We start from the raw sequence: 21815 nt of genomic DNA, 5'->3' as shown, positions 1-21815 counted from the left end.
GGCGCAGGCGCTCGCACGCTGCTCGTGACGGTCGCGCCGCCGACACCAACGACATCGTTCGCGGCACCAAATCAGCCAGTGCCCCAAGGGAATCGAGCCGTTCGGGCACCTGTCTCTGAGGCCGCCCGGCTCTGCTTCAACTGCGCCAGGACCGCGCGCAGCGTCTCGACTTGGTTCGACGGGGCCCGAGCAAGCTGCTCGGAATCGTCTGCGCTGTCCGCTCAGGGGTTCGTAGGGTGACCTTGCGGTCCTCGACATCCGCGGCGGCTGCACCGACGGCAACGGCACGATCGTCGCCGTCGTCGACTCGGCCGGGCACCTGCGAGACCTGAAACTTGCCCAGCAAGCCCTCCAGCACGGCAGCCGACTCGCCAGCATGATCGTTCACGCCACCGCGCTCGCGGAAAAGGACGCAGCCGCGAAAGCCGAGGCCGCGATGCGGCCCCTCACCAGCGATCACCGCGTCGAGGCCGGAATACGAACTGTCCGAGCAGTATTCGGGCCAGGCCGACCCGCATGCGCCGTTCCCGGACCTATGACTGATGCGGAGATCCAGGCGGCCGACGACGCCTGTTTCGAACAGCGAAACCGGCAAGGATGGACGGATTGACTTCGCCGCGACGCCGAGATGGCATATGACCGAGTCCCAGTCGCGCAGGCACCACTGAGTACTCCGGGTTTCAGCACGGTTCGCCCGAATCCACTGTGCCGGATCAGCGTCGGGTGAACAGGCGGCGTCGACGCTGCGACGGGAAATGGATCACTGATCGTCAGCGCGCCGGGGTGCGGACTATGCGTTCGCCTTGTTGTATGCCTCGGTGACCTTGGCCGAGATCCGCCCTCGTGCCGACACGTTGTGTCCGTTCTTGGTTGCCCAGTCGCGGATGGCGGCGGAGTCCTCACGGGAGGCCGCTGGGCGGGCCTTGGTGGTTTTGCCGCGCGGTGCGCGTCCGACCTTGCGGGCGTGGGGAGTCCAGTGTTCGAAGATGCCGCGCAGTGTGCTGGCGTTGAGCACGGACAGATCGATTTCGTAGCTCGCCCCGTCGAGTCCGAAGGTGACGGTCTCTTCGGCGGAGGACTTGCCGTCATAGTCATCGATCAGGGTGACGACAACTTGGCGTGCCATAGAAGGTATCTCCAGGACTCTTGGGCGGCGGGGGTCGGGTGGTCATGGTAGCCGAATAGGTAGGAAGTCCAGGGGATCCGGATGGTCGGGTCAGTAGTGCTATGGGCGTGGACTCTTGCTTCGTGGGAGCTGGAATCCTCGAATTCGGTTGCGCGACGTCACACGCGGACGACACCGGGCGGCAGTACGGCGGCCAAGCGCAGCGCTGGGAGCAGCCCGGCAGGTTTTCACCGCAAGGGTCGACACTTCAGTCCGTTCGCGGTCGGTTTCAGGGTGGCGCGCGTGGTCGGGTTCGGCTTTGATGGTGTTGGGAGACGAGGCGATCAGCGGCAGGTCTGAGGAGTGATGACCTATGCCCAGATTCGATCGTCTGCAGTTCCATGTCCTACTGGACCGCTACCTGGATGAGTCGGAGTCCCTGCTCGAGTCGGCGGTTTCGCCTTCCTCGGATCCGTTGCGGTTGCCGGAGTTGGCAGTATCGATCATCAATGATCGGTCGCGGGTGTGTGGGCAGCGTGTGTTCGAGGCGATGGGGTGGCCGCCGGGGACAGCGGTGGGGTTCGGGTTGGTCGGCTCGGTGATCACGATCGGTTCAGTAGAGCGGAGTCGGTCGCTGATCGATCGTCGGGGGCATGTCCGTTTGCCGGTCGAGAGGCGACGTCAGGCCGAGATCGAGCCGGGGGATCCGGTGCTGCTGGTCGCGATGCCCGATGTCGATCTGGTCGGGGTGATGGGCTCGTGGCTGGTGGAGCAGGCGTTGTCGTCGCTGCTGGCGCCGTTACGGGATCCGCAGAACCAGAGGGTGATTCCCGTGCTCGGCGGGCGCAACGGCTAGGAGCTAGCTGTTGCGTTGCGGTGCCCGTTTTGGGGAGTTCTCGGTGGGCTGAGTGCCGGGGTAGGGATGGTTGTGGCCCTACTACACCGATGGTTGCTGGCTTCGCATGGATTCGCGGAAATCGACTCGGTGAGACACGCCGGGCTCGTCGGCCTTCGTCGGTGTTGGATCAGCGATCAACCCGTTATCCGGTAGAGGCCAGTCGGTCGGGTATGGAGCGGGTTGCTCGTTTGCTTCAGCAAACATCTCGCGTGGCTCAAGTGCGTCGTGGCGTGTGTTCAAGAGCGTGCAAGGGTCCACTCGAACACGCCGAAGCGTCATCGGTGACCTGAAGGTGCGCTGGAAGAGGCCTGAATGGCGCATCTGCGACGTGCTCAAGAGCCCTTGAACCCCTGAATCCGACATTCGTGACACGTATACGTGTCAAAGTTGTGCGCGAGAGGGGACTTAACCCCGTCGTTGCGACACCGATGACACATGGGTGTGTTTAAGCACTGTTCAGATACGTCGCTGAAGCGTAGCACGGAGATGTTGTGGAGTTCTCCATGCTTGGTATTGTGTTGAGCTGTAGTGGGTTTCGGTCTCCTTTCTGAGGTAGCTGGCTTGCCGCGTGCTTAAAGTATCTGACGGTCACTTGTTTACGAGGTGGTCCAGTCGGCATTCGCGGTAGAGCGGAATCGGTTGCTGGGTGCTGTGTTTGGTGGTGCTGGTCGCCGCAGTGCGATCGGCTCGGTAACACGTCCGGTACGTCGGCTGCGACCCCTGTGTTGGGTGCGTAATCGGTGCCGTCTCAACGTCTCTCGATATGTGGTAGTTGCAGGCCCGGTCGCTGCATGGCAGCGACCGGGCCGTACTCAGTAGCTGTTTGGCGCCGCGAGAGGGGCGTCGGTGAGCAGTGGGTGGGGTTCTTGGGTGAGTGTTGCTAGGGCTGTGGTGATTTCGTAGAGGTTGGCTTTGACGTAGGTGGCGGTGGTGCCGTGGGTTCGGGTGTGGTGGCCTGCGTAGGCGCGGGCGGTGGCGTAGCCGAAGGCTCGTTCGACCCAGGTGAGGGTGGTGTGTCGTAGCCAGTGGGTGGTGATGTGTTGAGTAGCGACCCAGGGGAGATGGTGGCCGAGGCGGTTCCAGAGGTGGTCGTAGCGTCGGCGGGTGATGGGTTTACCGCTGCGGTAGCGCAGGAGCTGACCGTCGGCTGGACTGTGGCGTTGTGCGGCGTGGTGGAGTAGGTGGGCCATGAGGGTGGGGGAGATCGGTTGCCAGCGGTCGAGGTTGTTTTTCTCGCGGAGCAGGATCAGGCATTGGTGTGGGTTGAGGTCGCGGGGGCGGAGGTTCAGGGCGCCGCTGCGTCGGCAGGCGGTTTCGGTGTGTAAACGCAGCAGTAGGGTGTCGAGTTCGCGGTCGTCGCCGGTGATGGAGGTGACGTGGCAGATCTCGGCGACGCGTGGTGAGGGGATCGCTTGCCGGTGAGATGGCGCGACGGCAAACTCGCCGAGCACTGGGACGTGCTGGCTCCTCTCGTCGAGCACACCGTGAGCGGACGCAGCCAGGTCGACGGCCCCACCCGCATCGCGCACCCTGAACAAACCGACCAACGCCACAAGATCGCCGCCGGTTTCGTCGAAACAGTACTCATCGGTGGACACACCGATCAGATCACCGACTACATCAGCACCGAGCAATACCACCAGCACAACCCCCAGGCCGGCGACGGTCTCGACGGCTTCGCCGCACTGCTCACCACGTTCGCCGAACAGGGCATCACAATGGCCTACACCACGCTGCACCACGTGGTCGCTGACGGCGAGTTCGTGCTGAGCCAGTCCGAAGGCGGTCTCGGCGGCACACCGACCGCCTTCTACGACCTGTTCCGTATCGCAGACGGCAAGATCGTCGAGCACTGGGACATCGTCAACGAAATCCCGACCACCTTCGCCCATGACAACGGCATGTTCTGACCGCTGCGCAACGCAGCACCCGTTTCGGTAGGCGGCGTGGCGTCCGTAACCGCCACGGCGGCCGAACCTGGGCCGCGGTGGTGCACGGCTACACTTCGTCGGGCTCCATCGAAGTTCTGTGCATCGCCCGTTGAGGTTCCACCGAGCGAATTGGAGAGCGACCGTGCGCAACCAGAACCGTAAAGTTTTCGGTGTAGCAGGTGCAACGCTGGCTGCATTCATCGGCGTGGCTCTGGCCGTCCCGACAACTGCGGCTAAACCGTTGCCGATACACCCGGACCCCATCGAGACCACACTGCAGAACTGCTTCGAAAAGTCTGCCACCTACGCCAAATTCAAGGACTGTATGCAGGCAGCCCTGAAAGAACAGCAGGACTCCGAGCCGCCGGTTGAGGAGCATTAGACCAGGCTGATGTCGCGGTCAGATGACTTTTGCCGAATGTCGCCTAGTTTCGTGCGGAGGCGGCTCCGTGAGGAAATCACGGAAGTCTGTCGCGGGGTGTCCGGTGATTTGTTCGATCGAGTCGGTGACGGTCTCTAGTTCGCCGGTCGCGATCGCGGTGTAGGAGCTGACCCATCCGTCGAGTTCCCATTGCGGTGCAGCGTATTTCGATCGAGAAGCGTAGGCCTCGGAGATGGACTCGCGCACGTAGGTGTACTGCCGACCGTGGGCTGCGGTCATCATCTCGGCGGCCTCGGTCAGCGTGAAAGCCCGTGGGCCGGTGAGGTCGTAGGTCATTGTGCAGTGCCCGTAGCCGGTGAGTACCGCAGCCGCCGCGGCAGCGACGTCGCTGCGGGTGACCGCTGCTACGGCGCCGTCCGCGGCGGGACCGCGGATGACGCCGTTCTCGTCGGCGAGGAGCGGGATGAGGTCCTGATATTGGTTGTCGCGCAGGAACGTGAAGTCCATGCCGGAGGCGCGGATCGCCTGTTCGGTGTGCCAGTGGTCGCGCCCGAAGGTGAAGGTGCACTCCGGTGCCGCGCCCACGAACGAGAGGTAGACGATGCGCTCGACCCCGGCGCGGCGTGCGGTCTCGACTACGGCGATCTGCTGTGCGGCGCGGTCCGCTGATTCTGTAGCGGAGACGAACAGGAAGGTTTGCACCCCGGTGAGTGCTGCGCGCACGGAGGCGGGATCGGCGAAGTCGGCACGGACCGGGACCGCTGCGGGCAGCGGTGGTATCCGATCGGGATCTCGACTCAGTAACCGTGTCGATAGGCCCGTGCCCGACAGCATGCGCGCGACTTGGCCGCCGATGTGCCCGCTCGCTCCGGATATCGCTGTGAGTCCGGTCATGACTGAAGGCTATCGTTGGGTGGCCCCGGTCGCGGTGAGGCAGGCACGCGATGGCCGCCGATTCGGTTGGCGACGGTGCACGATTTGGGGGTGATCATGAAATATCGTCCTGCTTTCGTGGCGGGGTGAGTTTCGTTTCGGGGTGAGTTACGACGTGACCGGGTATTCGAGATCGAGGTCGGGAGCGAACGGCCGCGGATCGACGTCACGGAATTGCGCGCGCGCGAATTCCGCACGCAAGTGGAACGGCACGGTGGCGTCGTAGATGGTTTTGGCGGTGACCCCGCGCGCCGCGAGCCTGGGGTTGTAGGCCGGGGACTGCGACGGATCCAGGACGTGGCCGCTGACGCCGGGGATGACGATGATGTCGATATCTCCCTGCATGCGGGTGGTCATCGCCCACAGCACGTCGTCGCTGTCGAAGATGTCGACGTCCTCATCGACCATGATCAGGTTCTTCAACTCCCGGTAGGTGCCCAATGCCACCAATGCCGCCTGCCGTACCCGCCCATCGTCGGTGGCATTGCGTTTCACGCATTTCATGACGGCCAGGAATTTTCCACCGCCGGCGGTATGCGCGTAGATCTCGCTGACGAAGCCGGGCAGCGCCGCCTCGCAGGCGTTATAGATGCTCGCCTCGGTGGGGATGCCCGCCAGGGTCGTGTGCTCCTCACCCGGCCCGACCAGAGTCTGCAGGATAGGGTCGCGCCGGGTCGTGATGGCGGTGACCTTCAGCACCGGCAACGCGGGATGGGCGGCACCGTTGTAGCCGGGGAATTCGGGCATCGCATGCCCGGTGTGGGTGTTCTGGTCTTCGGCGTCGCGCCGTCCGGGCAGGATCACCCCCTCGATCACGACCTCGGCGTTCGCGATGCTGCGCTGCGGCACGGACACGCAGTCGACCAGTTCCACCGGCCTGCCCCGCAGACCACCGGCGATGGCGAGTTCGTTATAGCCGTAAGGGGTAGTCGGCGCCTCGAAGGTGGCACCGATGGGGATAGCCGGGTCCAGACCCATATTGATCGATACCGGCAGCGGATTGCCCTGGGCCTCCGCCTTTTTCCGGAACTCATCGATGTGGCGGCCGGGCGCGAAAAAGATGGTCATCTCATCGCGGCCCTGGACGCACAGCCGGTGGATGGTGACGTCGGTGCCGTCGTCGGGATCGCTGCTCAGCACCAGGCCGAGGCAGAAGTACGGTCCGGCGTCTTGATCGGTGTTGGTCGGTGCGGGCAGCAGGGTGCGCAGGTCGAAATCCGGGTCGTCGGCCCGGTATACGATCTCCTGGCAGCGCGCCTTGTCCCGGTCGATGGTGATCGGTTCGATCGCGTCCTTGACCGCCTCGGCCATGCGTTGGGTGAGCTCGCGCGGCGAGGTGTCCAGCAGCAGCCCGACTCGTTCGCGACTGGCCATCAGTCCGACCAGCACCCGTGAGCCGGGGTAGCCGGTGACGTTGTTGAAGATCATCGCTGGACCGATCTGGGTCGGCCGGGCCACCGTGCCGCCCGCGCCCACACGTTTGTAGACACCGGCGAGCTCGGCGTGCGGGTCGACCGGATGATCGGTCTCGATGAGCTGGTCCGGACGGGCTTGCAGCCGTTGCAGCGCTGAGCGCAGGTCGTGCACGCCGGGACGAGCGTCGTTGTCGGACAACACTATTCCTCCTGGAGTCGAAAGACGATCAGGGAGCGGGTACAAACCCGTCAGGCAGGAACTCGTCGTGGCATACGGGGGCTGCGTCCACAGTGTTGCGGCGCGCAGCCGGGAGTCCGGTCCACGGTTTCGCCTTGTCGGATCGCAGGCCGAACTGATCGAGTACCCGGGACACGATGTGGTCGATGATGTCGTCGATGGTGTGCGGGTCGTTGTAGAACGCGGGCATCGGCGGCACGATTCGCACACCCATGCGAGAGAGGGTGAGCATGTTGTCGAGATGGATTTCGCTCAGCGGAGATTCACGGGGCACCAGTACCAGGCGGCGGCCTTCCTTGAGTATGACGTCGGCGGCCCGGGCGAGTAGCCCGTCGGCGTAGCCGGTACGGATGCCGGCCAGCGTCTTCATACTGCAAGGAACGACGATCATGCCATCGGTGTGAAACGAGCCCGAGCTGATCGGCGCGGCCTGGTCACCGGGCTGGTAGACCACGTCGGCCAGCGCGGCCACTTCCTGCATCGTGAGGTTCGTTTCGAGTCCGATGGTCGCGCGTGCCCATTTCGAGATCACCAGATGCGTCTCGATGTCTGGCATCCGGTGCAGCGCTTTCAGCACCGCGACACCCAGCGGCGCACCGCTCGCGCCGGTCATACCAACGACGATTCTCATGACGCACCTCTCGTTCGTGCGGAAATGCTTGCGGTGCAAGGTTTTTCAGAGGGGATAGGTGGGATGGTTCGCTTCGGCGTGGACGGTCACCCAACGGGCCGTGGTGAAGTCGTCGGCACCTGGCTGCCCCCCGAATTTGCCGTAGCCGGAATCCTTGATGCCGCCGAACGCGGCCGTCGGCTCGTCACCGACACTCTGATCATTGATGTGCACGACGCCGGTCTGGATGCGGGTTGCCACCGCGAATGCCTCGGTGAGGTTTTCCGTGATCACCCCGCAAGACAGGCCATAGCTGGTGTCGTTGGCGAGTTCTATTGCCGCGTCGACGGAATCGACGATGTGCACGACCGCTGCCGGACCGAAGATCTCGTCGTAATAGATTCTCATATCCTTGGTCACCCCGGTCAGCAGCACCGGCTTGAACAACACACCCCTCGCGCCTTCGGCTTTGCCGGAACCGACAAGGGGCACAGCGCCTTTGGCGATGGCATCCGCGATAAGTTCGCTGAAGTTCTGTGCGGCCTTGGTGTTGACCACCGGGCCGATGGCCGTGGCCGGATCGGTCGGATCGCCGTACGGTAGCGAGTCCACTCGGGCGACCAACTTCTCGAGGAATTCAGCAGCTAGGTTCTTGTGCACGACGATGCGGTCCGACGACATACAGATCTGACCGGAGTTCATATAGGAGCCGAAGGTCGCTGCGCGAACGGCGAATTCGATGTCGGCGTCTTCCAGTACGATGAGCGAGTTCTTGCCGCCGAGTTCGAGCGTCGCCGGTGTGAGCCGTTCCCCGGCCAGCGCGCCGATGATGCGCCCCACCTTCGTGGATCCGGTGAAGTTGACCATCCGAACGCGAAAATCCGAAACAAGAGCTGCCACAATATCGGCCGCGCTGTGTGGATCGTTGGTGAGTACGTTGAGCGCACCCGTGGGCAGCCCGGCTTCGGTCAGCACGTCGGCGAGAAACAGTCCACCGGCGATCGGCGAGTCTTCACTGGGCTTCAGCACGACCGTGTTACCGACCGCCAAAGGAATGGCGATCGCTCGAATTCCCAAGGCGTACGGGGCGTTCCACGGTGACAGCGACACCACTACACCCAGTGGCTCCCGAATCTCCATGGAGTATGTCGTCGTCGCCGCGTTGGTGGCCACCACGCGGCCGAGGGGGGCGCTCGGCAGGGCGGCGGCCCCATGGAGATGGTCGATGCCGAGACCGACTTGGAACCGCGCCCATCGTCGCGTCGCACCGACCTCACTCACCATGATCTCGATCGCCTCGTCGGTCCGGGCGGTCAAGATGTCGGCCGCGCGGTGCAGGATCGCACTTCGCTCGACTGGTGGCGTCTTCGACCAGGCGGTGAATGCTTCGGCCGCGGCATCGACCGCGGCGGTCACATCATCCTGGGTGCAGGCGGCAATTGTCGCGTACGTCTCACCTGTCCACGGCGAAATATCGGCTACCGTGTTTCCGTTTTCGGCCGGGCGTTCGCGACCACCAATGATCAGGCCTCGGGAAATTTCGGACATGAGATCTCCTGTTCAAGAGAGCCGGAGTACCGGTTTGATGACCTCGCCGCCGTGCATCGCCGCGGCCGCGGATTCGATCTCGTCGAACGCGAAATGGGTGATCAGCTCGTCCACCGGGAATCTGCCTTGTCTGCGCAGTTCGATCAGGGCGGGCAGAAACGCCTCGGGCACCGCGTTGCCCATGCTGATGCCGACAATCCGGGGGTGGCGCACCGGCATCTGCGCGGCGTCCAAGTGCACTTCGCTGCCGAACGGTGGTGCGCCGACCACCCCGCAGACACCTCCGACGGCCAGCGCGTCCACCGCCTGACGCAGGACTCGCGTATTACCTGTCGTCTCCAACGTGTAGTCGGCGCCGTCGCCGGTGAGGTCTCGAATCGCCGCCACCACGGCGGTGTCCTTGCCGTTGATCACCTCGGTGGCGCCCAGCTTCCTGGCCAGCGCCAGCCGGGATTCGTTGAGGTCGACCAGGATGACCCGCGTCGCCGGGGTGTTCACCGCCGCGAGCAGCGCGGAAAGGCCGACCGCGCCTGCCCCGAACACCACTAAGGTCGAACCAGCTTGCGGTGCAAGTACATTGAAGACCGCGCCCGCACCGGTTTGCACTCCGCAACCGAGCGGCGCGTGCAGATCCAGCGGCGCGTCCGCGTCGACTCTGATCACGTTGCGCTCGCTCGCCAGCGCATGACTCGCGAACGACGATTGCCCGAAGAAATGCCCGTGCAGCGGTGCCTCACCAGTGCGGCGGCGAACCGTCGCCGAGCCATCCAGCCTGCTCCCGCCCAGCAGGTTGAGCGCGGGCCAATGCACACATTGCACCGGACGTCCGGTCAGACACGGCACGCACTGCCCACACGAGGTGAAGCTCATCAGCACGCGATCACCGGCAGCGACCTTGGTGACCCCGGCCCCGACCGCTTCCACCACCCCGGCACCTTCGTGGCCGAGCACCGCGGGCAACGGAAACGGGATGCTGCCCGTGCGCACCGAAAGATCCGTGTGGCACATGCCCACCGCCTCGATCCGTACCAGAACCTCGTGGGCGCGCGGTTCGTCGAGATCGATATCAACCCGGACGAACGGCGCACCGGCCTGTTCGATCACCGCCGCGACCGCGTGCGTCATCACAGCCCCAGGGGTGTTCACGCGGGTTCGAGGGTTCCCGTGTGCAGCTCAGCGACGCGGTTGCCACCAGCTTCGTAAGTCCAGAAGGCGTGCACGGTGCGGGCGGTGAGATTCATGACGTGCGTGATCGTCATGCCGGAGGTCTCGACCCAGCCGAGCATGAACAGGCCGGGGCCGACCTCGGCGGCGTGCAGTACGACGGTCTCCTGTGCACCCTTGGCCGACCCCTCGAGGGTTTCGTAATGCAGGGTGGCGCCATCGGCCGCGTAGGTATTGCGGAAGACGACTCCGTTGTCGACTCGCAAGATCAGGGTCCGGCCGGCGTAGGTGAGGATGCTCATCAGAACAGGCCGTTGTGGTGTGGCAGCTGCGCCGGGACGGGAGCGATGACGTCCCAGTGCTCGACGAGCTTGCCGTCCTGGACGCGGAACAGGTCGTAATAGGCCGCCGGGACACCGAATTCGCCCTCGGACTGCAGCAGGACGAAATCGCCCTCGGCGATGACCTTGTGGACCTTCTGGTAGACCAGTTTCTTGCCCTGTTCGCCCCACTTCGCCACGGCCGCGCCGAATCCGGCCAGGCCGTCGGCGGCTTCCGGGTTGTGCTGGCTGAAGGTCTCGGTGGAGATGTAGTCGGTCAGCACCGAATAGTCCGCGTCGACGAAGACCTGCTGCGCGAACTCGGTGACCAGCGCGCGATTGGCCTCGGTCTTGCCGGTGTCGATGACCTCGGTGGGACCGTCGGTCTGAGTGCGCCCGGAAGCAGTGTTCCGCACGACGGGGGTCAGGGCGTCCCAGTGTTCGGCGAGCTTGCCGTTGGCATCGACACGGAAGATGTCGAAGCCGACCAGCGGGTCAGGACCGAAACCGTAGTAGGTACCGTGCAACGCGACCAGGTTGCCGTCGGCGATGACCCGCGCGCCCTCGTACCGGAAGTCGGGGCCGAGACCCGCGACCAGCTGGCGCAAGGCCTCAGGACCGTCAGCGGCCAGGGAGCTGTGCTGGATGTAGTTGGGGGCGACCCAGTGGTCCACCGCGCTCGGGTCCTTCTTGGCGAACAGCTCGGTGGTGGCGGTCAGCACAATGTTCTTGGCGCTCATGTCAGTACTCCTCACAGATGAAGGGGAAGTGCGGGGGACAGAGGTTGTCGTGTCGTCACCGCACGCGGTGACGGTCAGGCTGAGCATCACGCTCAGGGCGACGGCGGCCGTCGCACTGCCGCGTTTGCTGATCTGCATTGGTCGGCTCCACTTCTGGATCAACGAGACAGACAGCCGCAACTCCGGCACATAGCAAATTTGTGGAAACAATGCGGCACACGTCGTAGATTCAGGCCGAAAGGGATCTGCTAGCTGGAGTCGACATCCTGGCTGTGTCTTGCTATTTTCCGACACCAATACGGTGCCGGAGGGGTTCAACAACTTCAATTTACGAGGAAATTGCTGCTGAGACGAGATACGCTGACGACTATTGATGGTCAAAAACCGACATACCCTCGCCGTGAAGATCCGTCCGATCTCGTTCGTCGCACCCGTCGGAACCCCCGCCGGGGTCGAGGTGCTGTCCCTCGATGAACTGCGAAGTCGCGTGTCGGGCGAACAGCTAGCGATCCCTCAGCGACCAGAATTTCACCACCTGCTCACCCTCACCGGCGGCACTCTGCGACACACGGTGGATTTCGCCAGTTACACCCTCGAACCCGGCTCCTGGCTGTGGATACGCCCGGGCCAGGTCAACCAGTGGGGTGACCTCACCCGCGCCGAGGGCACCCTGATCCTGTTCCAGCAGAGCTTTCTCACCCCGGCCACCGTCACCACTGCGCGCATAGACGACCCCCATGCCTCCGTCCTGCACCACGCACCCCCCAGCGACGCCGCCGCCTTGCACCTGGCCACCGAGCACCTCACCGCCGAGTTCCACGCGTTCGGGCACCTGCCCCTCGACGTCCACGCCACGGCCCTGCGTCATCTGCTGTCCGTCTTAGTACTTCGCCTGGCCCACCTCACCGCGCCCGCCGACGCACCCACCACCGAACCCGACCCCACCTACCTGCGATTCCGCGACGCCGTCGAGCAGGACTTCACCCGCACCCGACGGGTGCAGGACTACGCGCGGACCCTCGGCTACTCGACCCGCACCCTCTCCCGCGCCACCCTCACCGCCGCCGGAATCGGGGCCAAGGAATTGATCGACCGCCGCGTCGTACTCGAAGCAAAACGCTTGCTGGCGCACAGCGATCAGAGCTCAGCCCGCATCGCCGACCGGCTCGGCTTCGCCAGCGCGACCCACTTCAGCAAGTACTTCCATCAGCGCACCGGACAGACGCCGATAGCCTTTCGTGAGGCGATCCGCGGGCGCGCCGCACCGTGATCCGCGTTGCGCGCGATGGCGGCGGCTTTTCGGGCATGACGCGGATAAGCCGACGTGGGTCACGATCCAGGGGGTGGTGTTCGATGGTCGGCTCGAAGACGGCGTTGGTTTCGGTGGCGTCGAGTTGGTGCCGGAATTCCTAGTCGGGTCCCGCCGCAAAGCGGTGACTGCCGACCAGAGGATGCCTGTAGGAGTCGGGTGTGCATACAAACCCATTTCACCCCTGATCCAGTCCCTCTGTCGGTTTGCCCACGGCAATGCCCGCATCCGGGACAGGTTGAACCGGCTGAAGAAATATCTCGGCCCCCGATGAGATCGGGCCCATCCAATTAGCCTGCGGCTCCGAATCTCTGGGTGGTGCATCATTTTCGCACGAGTCACACCGATGCGCCGCGTTCGGATACGAGCGTCGCCGAAGCATGGGCCCACTCCCGCGCTTCGGCGTCGCGCCCGGGAGTTGCAGGTACCTGCTACGTGAGTTTCCGGTAGCTGATCTGAGCGATTAACAGCGCCAGGTCATGAATGCTCTGGATGCACCGGTGCCGCCAGGAACCCCCGTAACCTATGCACACGCCACCGGTACCCCCAGCCCATCAGTGTTCCGGGGGCCAGCCTCCGATTCGGACTTCTCGCCGGCGGCCAGTGCACGCACTTCGGTAATATAGTGCGTTGAGAAGTGCTGCCAGCCAACTGATTTGGACACATGACCAACGTACGCCCAGCTGTTAGCGGCTCACCCGTTCCGAAACGTCCAACACTCCTCGACCGACGCCTCTTGTTCAAGCCACCTGGCGAGGTCGGCGAAGGCCTCGACTACTGGGCCCTCTCAGGTTCCGCTGTACACGGCATCCTGCGAGATCTATTGGTTAACTTCCTATCCCTGGCGAATTCTTTCAGGGGCTGCTACCGGGATGGCGCGCAGTGGGCTATCGCAGCGTGTGCACGGGCCTCGCCCAGAGCTAACCGGCCAGCTTCCCCTCCTGGCAGATTCCGTCTTTTTCGCGACAGGGCCATTTCTTCTCGTACTTTCCCTCACCTCTGTATTCCCGAGAGTTGAGGTCGTCGAGGTCGTCGAAATTCTCCTCGAGGAAGTCCGATATTCCTTGGGCGGTCGTACAGCACGTCTTGAGCTTACCCTTGGACGCCGTCACTACCTCTTTGAATTTTACGGCCCAGTTCTCCAGGTCCCCGCACATCGCCTGCCTGCTATACGGATTGAACCCGACGGAACCGTAGAGGAGATTCAGTGCCTTATAAAAGGGCTGCTCATCACTTTTCAAGTCGTATGGAAAACGCGTTTAATCTCCGAGTACTCCTGGTACCAGGACTCGCTGTACTCTTTTGTGCCGCCGTCCTTGCAGACAAAATTGAGGATCGTTGTCGCCCGTTTGAGTTGTTCGGATTACGTCATCGGCGCAGCCAAGGCATGGCTCTTCGTAATACCAAAGACTAGTGCTGCCGCGAGGGCTATCGCGGCGGGCAAGCGTTTCCTCAGCACTATCGAGTTCTCCCTAGTTGACATCGTCAGCCGCGTAGCAGGCCACGTCGTTCGATCTCGGCGACCATCGTTCCGGGGAGCTCCAGATTGACGCATTCCGTGCGGGACAACGTCGCCGGAATCGAGTGGGAAAAACCGAAAACTCCTTGTGGGTCGTACCGGTGCTTGATCTGCATCAATCGCGGAAACCCATCCCCATACAACATGTGTGGGCGGGCCTCGATCTCAACGTTGGTCCAGTTCAGGTAAGCGCCGGTGACTCGATGCCGGACATCGTTGTAAATCCCCTGCGCCCATGCGACACACGCGGCATCGTCAGCGGGTTCAGTCCAATCGGAGCGGAACAGCATGTTCTGAGCCGAAACGCCGTGCGCGAACGAGGTTGCCCCGGTCTCGGTTTCGGTCGTCAGTGCCCCGCCGCCGGGGAAACTCCACGTGAATGAATTACACGGTGCCTTGGTATGCCACTCCCGCAGCGCTTGTACCGCCGTGTCGTCGAGAGGTGCGTCGAAGGTCGGCGAGGCAGTGATAGCGCGAGCGCCGATATCGAAACTCTCCTCGGCGATGCCGGCGAGTAGCGTGCGAATTGCTTCCGGAAAGCTGGATCGTCGCGCGCGGCGGTCGATAGGGCGCGGGACCTCACGCAGCAGTGGCCGCAGTAGGGATTGAAGCTCGGTCTCGGTGCCGGGGAACACGCCGCCGACGTCGACACGGTTCGCCAAGGTGGTGGGCCACAGGGCGATGTAGGCGGTGAGCCGATTGTCGGTATAGGGCGCCCAACTCTCCCAAACCCGGTAAACGTCTTCAAAATCCTCCCAGGACCAGGACAGCCGATAGGTGGTCACAAAAGCCAGGGGAGTGATGCGGAACCGCAGCGAGGTAATGATCGCGAAGTTCCCACCGCCCGCTCCCAAGCAGGCCCAGAACAGATCGGAGTTCTGCTCGCGGTCGGCATGCACGATGCGCCCTTGGGCGTCAACGGCCTCGAGGGACACGACGTTGTGCGCCATAGCACCTAGCCACCTCGCCAGCGTCCCCATCCCACCGCCAGTGGTGAACCCGCCCACCCCCACCGTGTGGCCGATACCGCCGGGAACCGCGCGGCCGACGTCGGCCAATCTCTCGTAGACGCAGTGGATCTGGGTGCCGACACCGATGGTGGCATACGCCATATCGTCGGAAACCTCGATGCTGTCGAGCTTGCCCAGATCGATGACGATCCCGCCCTCGACGCTGGAGAACCCGTCCACCGAATGGCCTCCCGAGCGAACTCGGAACGGCAACCCGCGATCACGAGCATTCAGCAGAGCCGCCGCGACTTCTCGTGCGCTGCTCGGGAACACGACCTCTACGGGTTCTGTCCGGAACCTGCCGTTCCAGCCTGCATGCAGTTCTGCGTATTCGGCATCAAAACGACGCACCACCCGGCCACGATCGCTCAACGAGTGCACAGTTTCCTCCTCGATGTAGGCGGACGAGTCCCGCTCGGTTCCAGCTTGATGCGGCGGCGTTCCCGAAACGATGGTCGACGGCCACGACTGCTGCCAACCGTGCTGTGCCGTCGCACAACAGCCGCCCGATAGCCATCGCGGCCACCGACAACCCTGGCGTTAGTCTTGTGATGGGTCGCTTGCGTAGACCTTCGGCGTGTCGATTTGTCGCATGGACCTTGCCCGGTGATGCCCCGATATCCGGGATAACCGTGGGAGTCGACGCGATGATCGCTCGGATGCACAAGCTCAACAACGAGTTCGGCATTAGTGTCCGGTTCCTGCACAGCCATGTCAGCATGGGCAATGTCGCTACAACCCAGCACAATACCGCGCAACACAACGGCAGAACTCTCGACCAATACGTAGTCCATGTCTGCACTTTAGAGAATGGCCGGATCGCGGCAGACGAGACCTTCGTGTCGGATATCGAGAATTTCAGCGCGTTCTTTTTCAACTGAGCACAAGTGGTCGGTGCCTTTGGTGATGAATGGACCTGGCGTCTCTGACTGCGGGTAGTTGCCCAATATTGGAGGCTGCAGCGTTTCGCCTGGATTGGAAATTCTTCTCGTCCATCGGCTGGCCCGCGAGTGCACCAGGCCTTGCTGCAGCATCACGTTTCGAGCGCTGTTTCAATGCGCTCGCGAGTAGCGCCGCCTCGGTGAACCGATGGTCCCGCCAGGTTTCCGAGGGGTGCATCGCTGCCTCTGCGCGTTTGTGTAGTGCCCGCCGTTGGTTTCGCGCCGGTGACAGCCGGTATGCGGCTCAGATTTCTCGGCTGTATCCCACCGACCCGCAGTCGGCGACGCTATCGGCGCTCCACGGTAGGCATGCAGTGTGCCGCGGCCCAATTCGCCTCCGCAAACGGGTTGCTGTGGACCATCGGCGCTGCGCGCGATGCCGATGATCCTGTAAGCGGGGGGCCTGGTGGAAGGAGCGGAATGAGATTCTCCAAGGATCAAGAACGTGCACCACAGGTGTCGTCGATCGGCGGTAAGGCCCGCGCGCTGTGGTTGCTCGACCGTCATGGCTTCGCGGTGCCGGAGTGGACGGTTATCAGTGGCGAGACGTTCGACAGCATTGCCGAGCAAACCGGCGTGCGAAGCGAGGTGGAGACCTTGCGTTCCTCGATCGCCCACCTCGAACCGGCCGAGATCGCTGTGGGGCTGCGCACGGTCACCGAAGCATTTCATTCGTCCCTGGAACTGCGCCAGGTTGCCGCGGACGCGTATGCGTCGGTCGGCAGCGGCCGGGTGGCGGTGCGATCCTCGGCGGCCGAGGAGGACGGGGCTCAATACTCGTTCGCCGGGCAGTTCGAGTCGTTCCTGGGGGTAGAGGGAGTTTCGGCGGTGGTCACGGCGATCATCGACTGCTGGGCTTCGGCATACTCCGAGCGCGTTCTCGCGTACCGCGGGCAGCACCAGTGCGCGGGCACCGCCGCGATGGCGGTGATCGTGCAGCGGATGGTCGATGCCACCGCTAGTGGTGTGCTGTTCACCCGCGATCCCAGCGCCGGGCGCGGCGAAGAGTTTGTGATCAGCTCGGTATACGGATTGGGCGAGGGACTGGTCTCCGGTGCCGTCGACGCCGACACCGTACTGGTGCACCGATCGACCGGCAAGATAGTCCACCGGCTCATCGGTGCGAAGGAGCGCCGTTTTCGGGTAGCTGATTCCGGCGGTGGCGTCGATACGGTCTCCGTCGAAACCGCGGCGCGCGCTCGTCTATCGATCACCGACGATGACATCGAGCGGCTGCGCAGCACTGGAGCCGCGATCGTCGAGGCGTTCGGCGCCGATCAGGACATCGAATGGGCCTTCGAGAACGACCGGCTGTGGATCTTGCAGAGCCGTGCGATCACCACACCGGTCCACAAGGAAAGCGTTGGTGCCCAGCGCATCTGGGATAACTCCAACATCATCGAGAGCTACGGTGATGTCTGCGCACCATTGACCTTCACTGTCGCGGCGGACCTCTACGGTCGAATGTACCGGGAGTACGCGCGTGTCCTGGGTGTGCGGGAACCGCAACTGCGCCAGATGGACCGCTGGTTGCCCTCGATGCTCGGCTACTTCCACGGGCGCGTCTACTACAACCTCCTGCATTGGTATCGGATGGTGTGGATCGCACCGGGGTACCGCAGTAGTCGAGCAATGCTCGAACTGTCGCTGGGTGTATCCGAAACCTTACCGGCGGCGCAGGCAGAGTCCTTGCGCGCCTTCGGGTTCGAGTCCCGCCTCCGCGAGTTATTGTGGCGGGCAAGGGCTTCAGCGATATACCTGGCCAAGTATGCGACGGTGTCGCGGGCCTGTGAGCGATTCCTGAAGGACTTCTACGAGCGCCACAGCCGATACCAAGCCATCGACTACGACACCATGCCCGTTGCGCAGGTGTTCGAGCTGTGGCGCGAGTTCGACAACGACGAGGTCGAGCATGCCGGGCCCATGCTGATCCTGGACGCGACACTGCTGAGCTCCGCGGGGCTGTTATACGCACTCGGGCGACGATGGCTACCGCAACCGCCACCCTGGTTCGACTGGGTGGTGATCAGTCCGGGACCTGACATCGAATCCATCAACCCCGCCTCCGCGCTGGTGGAACTCGCCGCCGCGGTGCGCGCGGATGTCGTTGCCGCTGAACTCCTCGACCAAACCCCGCCGGAAGCCTTCCGTCAGGCGCTCCGTGACGCCGGAAAGAACACGTTGATCGAGCGAATCGATGCTTACCTGGCAGCGTTCGGCGACCGGAGCCCGAATGAACTCAAACTGGAAAGCCCGGACCTACGCGACGACCCGCGCGAGTTCTTCACCATGCTGCGGCAGGCACCCACCACCGCATACCGGGCGAGCACCGACTCGGCCGATGCTTTCCTCAACGACCATCTGCACGGGTTCCGGCGCCGCATCTACGAACTGCTCCGCCGAAAGACACAGCGCGGCCTCGCCTACCGTGAGCGGCTGCGATTCACTCGGACCCGGTCGTTCGGCCTCCGAAAGGCCATGATCCGAGCGCTCGGACGCGGTCTTGCCGGGGAATCGGTGCTCGAGTCGGACACCGACGTGTTCTTTCTGCGGCTCGATGAGGTGCGTGCGCTTTTCGACGGTAGCGCTTCCGATGTTGATCTGCGCTCGACTGTGACGGCGCGCAAGCGCCAGCGGGCCGAGGACGAGGTGCTGGAGGCGCCACCGCGGTTCCGCACCACGGGTTTCCCCTACCGAGGCGACGAGCTGACACGCGCCGGATTCGCGGCGGGCAGTCGAGGCGGCTCGTCCGGTGCGGGCACGGTATTGCGTGGCGTCGCCTCCGGCGGCGGAGTCGCGGAGGGTATCGCGGTAGTGACGAGCACGCCGAGCGACGTCGACGGTGGAGTGCTGGTCACGTACCGCACCGATCCCGGTTGGGTGACGGCACTGGCCTCTGCGTCGGCGTTGATCATCGAGCGCGGCAGCCCGTTGACCCACGTCGCCATCGTGGCCCGGGAGTTGGGTGTGCCGACCGTCGTGCAGATCGCGGACGTGACTAAACGCCTGGTTACCGGCACGCGGGTGCGGGTCGACGGCACAGGGGGGACCGTCACGGTGCTGGGCGTACCGGCCGACGCCACAGCGGATTTCGCACTGGCCGACGGGAACAGCCATGACGCGTAGTGCCGATCGTGTTGTCCCACGCTCGAATACGTCACTGCCGCGTGCCGAGATCGACCACCTCGCCGACCTGCTGGCCGATGAGCTCAATCTGCCGCCGGGCACCGCACTGGCACTGGAGGGATCGCACGCCGAGGGATTCGGAAACGATTGCTCCGACGTGGACTTCCTGGTCATCTACCCGGACTCGACCATCCAGCCGACCTTGCGGACGACATTGCACCTGGCGACACATCGAGTGGAGGTCCGTTCCCAGTCGGTGGCACAACTGACCACACAGCTGCTCGAGGTGGTGGCGGCGAGCGCGGACGAACTCTCCGAAGATCTGCTGGACCGTTGCCAGCGATTCCTGTATGCGGTACCGGTGTGGTGTGGCGAGCTGATCGATCGGATCCGCGAACGACTGCCATTGCCGCAGTTCGACGCGATCACCGCTCGGTGGTGGGCTCGGCAGGCACGGCTGTCGTTACGGTATGCGGTGGTGCTCGCCGCCCTGGGTGCGCGCGAGGACGCCGACGGTTGGGCCCGCAACGGTGCGATGCAGGCGATGAAGTACTGGGCGGCACGACGCGGCGAATGCTACATGGAACCGAAATGGCTTGACCACCAACTCGATCGGCTCGGCGCTGAAACGGATCTGATCCAGCAGTACCGCGCGCTGACGGGAGGGCTGCCCGCTGACAGCGAATCCGGCGCCAGCGGATCCGGATTTCTCACAGACGTCCTGGATCTGGCCCGCCAGGCCGGTCTGTCCCGGATCACCACCGGCCGTGATGACGTCCGGCTCGACGTCGCGGACAACCTGCTCACCTGGGAAGCAGACGATGTGGTGCACGTATTTCGGGACAGGCTCGATGTTTTCGTCCTGCAGGGATCGGCCGCGGAGGGATGGCGGTCGCTGTCCCGCACCCAACTACTTACCGAAGTGACCTCCGACGGAGTGGATGGGCAGGCCACCGGCGTTGTGGCCGAGTTCCTGCGCCTGGGGTTTCTTACGGTGGGCTGGGCCGAGGACACGCCGTTGCGGCCTTGGCAATTGATCGGTGCCCCGGTGCGGCCGGTAACGCCGCCGCCGTCCAAGAATGATATCGCGGTCACGATGCGTGGCGGGGTTGTCGACATCGCCCGGATCGGCTTATCGGCGCTGCCCGCGACCCGATTCGCCGCCGCCGGCATGAGCCTGGTCTGGTCGGATCTTTTCCTCGAGATCACTCGTGAGGATCTGACCGGTGCGCTGCAACGCCGGGACTGGCCACTTGCCCGCACCGCTGCGCACCGGATGGTCATGTTCGCCTGCCGTAGCCTGCTGTCCGCGCATGGTGTCGAGCCACTCCCACAAGATACCGAGATCGTGCGCTACCTGGGAGGTCTGGCCTGCGAACATCGGACCATCGCTGCTGAATGTATAGCGGCACTGCAACTTCCGGTCACGTCCGAGCAGCTGACACAGACCTTGCACGATCTGATCGGCCGCGTCCGAGCCGAGGCCGGGAGCGGGCAGGCAGCGGGGAGCTTGAGCTGTCCGGATCGACTCCATCGGCTCAATGCCATCGTCCGAGCTTGGGTCGGCCTGAACTCCGCTCTCGGCCTTGATGTCCTGTTCCCTGAGGCCCTCGACCTCCTGACCACCGGATCCCAGCCCCACCTACCCGCGCGGAGCCGATAACCATGACCGCAACGACTGACGCCACACCCGAAATCGGCTCGGCCGCAGTATTGTCCACGCGCCTTTCGGGGAGCGCGGCGAAACTGCGCCGCTACAGCGAGGACGTTTACTTCCGGGAAAGCTTCGAGCAGCTCTGTGCCCAGACCGAGGACCCGACCGGGTTCGCATACCGGCACGCCATTCTGCTGTGCAAGCCCGACGCGGTACTGGGTCACGTCCTCGATCAGACTGTTAGTTGGTTGACGGACAACGGCTTTCGAATCGTCGCAGCCCGCCGGATACGAATGACTCCGCACATCGTGCGCGCCGTGTGGTACTTCCAGTGGAACGCCGCTTCGCCCGAGCGGCGACTCCTGGCGGATCTACTCGGTACCCTCGCCGATGCGTTGGTGCTGGTGGTCACCCGGGCTGGGGATGCAAGGCCGGTGTCGGTGGAACTGACCGAGCGGAAGGGGCCGACCGACCCGGAGCGGCGTCGACCCGGACAACTGCGCTATGAGCTCGGACGCTACGGCTATCTGCTGAACTTGGTGCACAGCACCGACGAGCCGGCCGATGTGATCCGCGAACTCGGCATCTACTTCGACCGTGACGAGCGAGCTGAGCTGTTCCGATCCGCATCCCGCGGTGTGGACCGCGCCGACGCCGCACAGCGGCTGATCGACGAGCTGTACTTCGGCACACCGCGGCGCAGCCTGCGCTTCGAGGACGCCGCGCGGGCAATAGAAGCCCAAGCTCGCGAGATTCTGGCGGAGGGCCCGCCGCGCCTGGCCGCCGAGCTGCGGACGAGCTGGGCGACCAGCGCGGGCGACCGGACAGCCCGACTGGCTTGCTTCCTGCGACTGGCCCACCGCCACCGAGTGTCGCTGGATCCATGGAACGTCGTCGTCGCCGGGGCCGCCGTGTTCCCGATGAGCGAACCCGGGGTCAAAACCCTTCTCTGACAATGAAAGCGGGTACATC

Annotated in this window: 21 protein-coding genes; 9 read left to right on the top strand and 12 right to left on the bottom strand. The window is 64.0% G+C overall.

Annotated elements, in window-relative coordinates:
• Positions 1-136 precede the first annotated feature (136 nt).
• Positions 137-388, bottom strand: a complete 252-nt coding sequence (locus ACIBK2_RS17665) for a hypothetical protein (protein ID WP_396968419.1) — start codon at positions 386-388, stop codon at positions 137-139.
• Here ACIBK2_RS17665 and ACIBK2_RS17660 point away from each other — a divergent pair.
• On the top strand, positions 290-610 hold the full coding sequence (locus ACIBK2_RS17660) for a hypothetical protein (protein ID WP_396968497.1): 321 nt from the start codon (positions 290-292) through the stop codon (positions 608-610). The genes ACIBK2_RS17665 and ACIBK2_RS17660 overlap by 99 nt on opposite strands.
• A gap of 180 nt (positions 611-790) precedes the next feature.
• Here the strand turns inward: ACIBK2_RS17660 and ACIBK2_RS17655 are convergent, their stop codons facing one another.
• Positions 791-1126, bottom strand: a complete 336-nt coding sequence (locus tag ACIBK2_RS17655) for an Lsr2 family protein (protein ID WP_396968417.1) — start codon at positions 1124-1126, stop codon at positions 791-793.
• Between the two features lie 352 nt (positions 1127-1478).
• Between ACIBK2_RS17655 and ACIBK2_RS17650 the strand changes: the two genes are divergently transcribed.
• Positions 1479-1961, top strand: coding sequence for an AbrB/MazE/SpoVT family DNA-binding domain-containing protein (locus tag ACIBK2_RS17650; RefSeq protein WP_396968415.1), 483 nt, complete (start codon positions 1479-1481; stop codon positions 1959-1961).
• A gap of 854 nt (positions 1962-2815) precedes the next feature.
• Here ACIBK2_RS17650 and ACIBK2_RS17645 read toward each other — a convergent pair.
• Positions 2816-3454 carry a tyrosine-type recombinase/integrase gene (locus ACIBK2_RS17645; RefSeq protein ID WP_396968413.1) on the bottom strand — a complete coding sequence of 213 codons (639 nt, stop codon included), beginning with the start codon at positions 3452-3454 and terminating at the stop codon, positions 2816-2818.
• On the opposite strand from ACIBK2_RS17645, the gene ACIBK2_RS17640 reads away from it, so the two are divergent.
• Both ACIBK2_RS17640 and ACIBK2_RS17635 read left to right on the top strand, forming a co-directional pair.
• On the top strand, positions 3422-3913 hold the full coding sequence (locus ACIBK2_RS17640) for an ester cyclase (protein WP_396968411.1): 492 nt from the start codon (positions 3422-3424) through the stop codon (positions 3911-3913). The two genes, ACIBK2_RS17645 and ACIBK2_RS17640, sit on opposite strands and share 33 nt — an antisense overlap.
• 163 nt (positions 3914-4076) lie before the next feature.
• On the top strand, positions 4077-4316 hold the full coding sequence (locus ACIBK2_RS17635; protein ID WP_396968409.1) for a hypothetical protein: 240 nt from the start codon (positions 4077-4079) through the stop codon (positions 4314-4316).
• Between the two features lie 18 nt (positions 4317-4334).
• On the opposite strand, the gene ACIBK2_RS17630 is transcribed toward ACIBK2_RS17635, so the two are convergent.
• The 7 genes from ACIBK2_RS17630 to ACIBK2_RS17600 all read right to left on the bottom strand — a co-directional run bounded on the left by ACIBK2_RS17630 (position 4335) and on the right by ACIBK2_RS17600 (position 11284).
• Entirely contained in the window at positions 4335-5210 is an 876-nt protein-coding gene (locus ACIBK2_RS17630) for an SDR family oxidoreductase (protein WP_396968407.1), read from the bottom strand.
• A gap of 147 nt (positions 5211-5357) precedes the next feature.
• The gene (locus ACIBK2_RS17625; RefSeq protein ID WP_396968405.1) at positions 5358-6863 is read right to left on the bottom strand and encodes a UbiD family decarboxylase; all 1506 of its coding nucleotides are present in this window, start codon (positions 6861-6863) and stop codon (positions 5358-5360) included.
• A gap of 28 nt (positions 6864-6891) precedes the next feature.
• Positions 6892-7533 carry a non-oxidative hydroxyarylic acid decarboxylases subunit B gene (locus tag ACIBK2_RS17620; protein WP_396968403.1) on the bottom strand — a complete coding sequence of 214 codons (642 nt, stop codon included), beginning with the start codon at positions 7531-7533 and terminating at the stop codon, positions 6892-6894.
• A 45-nt stretch (positions 7534-7578) separates the two neighbouring features.
• Complete coding sequence (locus tag ACIBK2_RS17615; RefSeq protein WP_396968401.1) at positions 7579-9060, bottom strand: aldehyde dehydrogenase family protein; 1482 nt, start codon at positions 9058-9060, stop codon at positions 7579-7581.
• A 12-nt stretch (positions 9061-9072) separates the two neighbouring features.
• Positions 9073-10185, bottom strand: coding sequence for an NAD(P)-dependent alcohol dehydrogenase (locus tag ACIBK2_RS17610; protein WP_396968399.1), 1113 nt, complete (start codon positions 10183-10185; stop codon positions 9073-9075).
• 17 nt (positions 10186-10202) lie between these two features.
• Positions 10203-10526 (bottom strand): MoaF-related domain-containing protein, encoded by a 324-nt coding sequence (locus ACIBK2_RS17605; RefSeq protein WP_396968397.1) that lies wholly within the window; start codon positions 10524-10526, stop codon positions 10203-10205.
• Positions 10526-11284 (bottom strand): nuclear transport factor 2 family protein, encoded by a 759-nt coding sequence (locus ACIBK2_RS17600; RefSeq protein WP_396968395.1) that lies wholly within the window; start codon positions 11282-11284, stop codon positions 10526-10528. Before ACIBK2_RS17600 ends, ACIBK2_RS17605 begins: the two co-directional genes overlap by 1 nt.
• A 400-nt stretch (positions 11285-11684) precedes the next feature.
• Here ACIBK2_RS17600 and ACIBK2_RS17595 point away from each other — a divergent pair, with 400 nt between their 5' ends.
• The gene (locus ACIBK2_RS17595; RefSeq protein WP_396968393.1) at positions 11685-12554 is read left to right on the top strand and encodes a helix-turn-helix domain-containing protein; all 870 of its coding nucleotides are present in this window, start codon (positions 11685-11687) and stop codon (positions 12552-12554) included.
• A gap of 959 nt (positions 12555-13513) precedes the next feature.
• On the opposite strand, the gene ACIBK2_RS17590 is transcribed toward ACIBK2_RS17595, so the two are convergent.
• Complete coding sequence (locus ACIBK2_RS17590; RefSeq protein WP_396968391.1) at positions 13514-13834, bottom strand: hypothetical protein; 321 nt, start codon at positions 13832-13834, stop codon at positions 13514-13516.
• Between the two features lie 244 nt (positions 13835-14078).
• Positions 14079-15395, bottom strand: a complete 1317-nt coding sequence (locus ACIBK2_RS17585) for an FAD-binding oxidoreductase (RefSeq protein WP_396968495.1) — start codon at positions 15393-15395, stop codon at positions 14079-14081.
• A 386-nt stretch (positions 15396-15781) separates the two neighbouring features.
• On the opposite strand from ACIBK2_RS17585, the gene ACIBK2_RS17580 reads away from it, so the two are divergent.
• The 4 genes from ACIBK2_RS17580 to ACIBK2_RS17565 all read left to right on the top strand — a co-directional run bounded on the left by ACIBK2_RS17580 (position 15782) and on the right by ACIBK2_RS17565 (position 21796).
• Positions 15782-16003, top strand: a complete 222-nt coding sequence (locus ACIBK2_RS17580) for a hypothetical protein (protein ID WP_396968389.1) — start codon at positions 15782-15784, stop codon at positions 16001-16003.
• 480 nt (positions 16004-16483) lie between these two features.
• Entirely contained in the window at positions 16484-19189 is a 2706-nt protein-coding gene (locus ACIBK2_RS17575; protein ID WP_396968387.1) for a phosphoenolpyruvate synthase, read from the top strand.
• Positions 19179-20852 carry a hypothetical protein gene (locus ACIBK2_RS17570; RefSeq protein WP_396968385.1) on the top strand — a complete coding sequence of 558 codons (1674 nt, stop codon included), beginning with the start codon at positions 19179-19181 and terminating at the stop codon, positions 20850-20852. The genes ACIBK2_RS17575 and ACIBK2_RS17570 overlap by 11 nt, the downstream gene beginning before the upstream one ends.
• A 2-nt stretch (positions 20853-20854) precedes the next feature.
• The gene (locus ACIBK2_RS17565) at positions 20855-21796 is read left to right on the top strand and encodes a nucleoside-diphosphate kinase (protein ID WP_396968383.1); all 942 of its coding nucleotides are present in this window, start codon (positions 20855-20857) and stop codon (positions 21794-21796) included.
• Positions 21797-21815: the final 19 nt, after the last annotated feature.

The sequence above is a fragment of the Nocardia sp. NPDC050175 genome, assembly GCF_044459885.1.
Lineage (GTDB): Bacteria > Actinomycetota > Actinomycetes > Mycobacteriales > Mycobacteriaceae > Nocardia.
Note: the sequence above shows the minus strand (reverse complement) of the source record. Positions and strands in the feature narration are given on the sequence as shown.